Raw genomic sequence first — 1,595 nt, 5'->3', positions numbered from 1 at the left:
AGCCGCTCCGCCTGCTCCCGGCTGCAGATCGCCTCCAGCCGGATGTTGCCGCTCTCGCTCCAGCTGGCGTTGCGCTCACCATGATCGCCCCGACCGCGGGCATCTGTGATGGTGTAGCCGCGCAGCCCCTCACGGGTGAGGGTGCGCAGCAGGGTAGGCTCCAGATTGGCTTCCGTGATGACGGTCAGCAGGGTGCGGGTCTCGGTCTGCATGTGGCTACTCCGTGAAGTGGCGGGCCCAGCTGTGGTAGAGCGGGATCCCCAGCATGATGTTGAACGGGAAGGTGACCCCCAGTACGGCGCTGAGGGACAGCCCCGGGTTGGCCTGAGGCACGGCGATGCGCATGGTGGCCGGCACGGCAATATAGGAGGCGCTCGCCGCCAGGGTGGCCAGCAGGGTCAGGCCGCCGAGGGAGAGCCCCATCAGCTGGCCAGCCGCCAGCCCCAGTCCCGCTGAAGCGAGCGGCATCAACAGGGCGAAGCCGAGCAGGAACAGGCCGTGGCGGCGCAGATCCTGACACTGACGGGCGACGATGAGGCCCATCTCCAGCAGGAACAGCGCCAGCGCCCCCTTGAACAGGTCGACAAACAGCGGCTTGAGCGGAGCAATTCCATCCGGCCCGGCCAGATAGCCGATGGCCATGCCGCCTAGCAGCAGGGTGACCCCTTTGCCGAGGAAGGTCTCGTGGGCCAGCATGCGCCAGCGGGTCTCGCGGCTGATGCCGCGGGCCAGCACTATGCCCACCAGAATGGCGGGGATCTCCATCACCGCCAAGAAGATGGAGAGCTGGGATTCAAAGCTGATGCCCCGCTCGGTGAGCCAGTTCACCCCGACCGCAAAGGTGGCGACGCTGACCGAACCATAGTGGGCGGCGGTGGCGGCTGCATCCACCCGGTTCATCTTGAGGCGCAGCACGGCAAAGCCGAGCAGGGTCTGCACCACGCCGAGCAGAATCACCAGCGCCAGTTGTGGCTGCAGAGGTTGCAGGGATTGTTGAGCCAGACCGACGCCGCCCTTTAGGCCGATGGCCAGCAGCAGAAAGAGAGAGAGGGTGTCGTAGAGGGCAGGCGGCAGTTTGAGCTCGGAGCGCACCAGACCGGCCAGCAGACCAAACAGAAAGAAGAGTACAACAACGTCCAGCATGATGGTTCGCAGGGCAGTTCAGATAATGGTTGCATGCTAGAGCCCGCAATGTTTCGATAAAATCAGATTCTTGCTGATGGTTGTTCGGTAAAAACTGATAAGGAACGGCATGCTCAACTACAAACAGCTCTACTACTTCTGGCATGTGGCACGCAGCGGCAGCGTGACTCAGGCCGCCGAACAGCTGCATCTCACGCCGCAGACCATCAGCGGTCAGGTTGCAGAGCTGGAGCAGTCCCTCGGGGTGGCGCTGTTCAACCGGGTGGGGCGGCGTCTGGTGCTGACCGCTGCGGGTCGGCAGGCGCAGGAGCAGGCTGGGGCGATTTTCTCGCTCGGTGCCGAGTTGGAGCACACCCTGCGCCACGCCAGTCAGGAGTTGACCATGCAGGTGGGGATCGCCGACTCGGTACCTCGCACCCTGGCGTTCGAGCTGCTGGCTCCCGCCATGGCGC

3 protein-coding genes are annotated in these 1,595 nt (G+C 64.5%); 1 reads left to right on the top strand and 2 read right to left on the bottom strand.

Features of this window, described 5'->3' with window-relative positions:
- Together L972_RS17150 and L972_RS17145 are read right to left on the bottom strand one after the other, a co-directional pair.
- The coding region (locus tag L972_RS17150; protein WP_047439896.1) for a P-II family nitrogen regulator at positions 1-212 on the bottom strand (212 nt) is incomplete at its 3' end.
- A 4-nt stretch (positions 213-216) separates the two neighbouring features.
- Positions 217-1,143 carry a sodium-dependent bicarbonate transport family permease gene (locus L972_RS17145; RefSeq protein WP_047439821.1) on the bottom strand — a complete coding sequence of 309 codons (927 nt, stop codon included), beginning with the start codon at positions 1,141-1,143 and terminating at the stop codon, positions 217-219.
- A 109-nt stretch (positions 1,144-1,252) separates the two neighbouring features.
- Between L972_RS17145 and L972_RS17140 the strand changes: the two genes are divergently transcribed.
- A partial coding sequence (locus L972_RS17140; RefSeq protein ID WP_047439818.1) for a LysR family transcriptional regulator occupies positions 1,253-1,595 on the top strand: 343 nt, incomplete at its 3' end.

This window comes from Aeromonas sp. ZOR0001 (assembly GCF_000801015.1).
GTDB classification, from domain to species: Bacteria; Pseudomonadota; Gammaproteobacteria; order Enterobacterales; family Aeromonadaceae; genus Aeromonas; species Aeromonas veronii.
The sequence above is the reverse complement of the archived record's forward strand: the minus strand, read 5'-3'. Positions and strand labels throughout refer to the sequence as shown.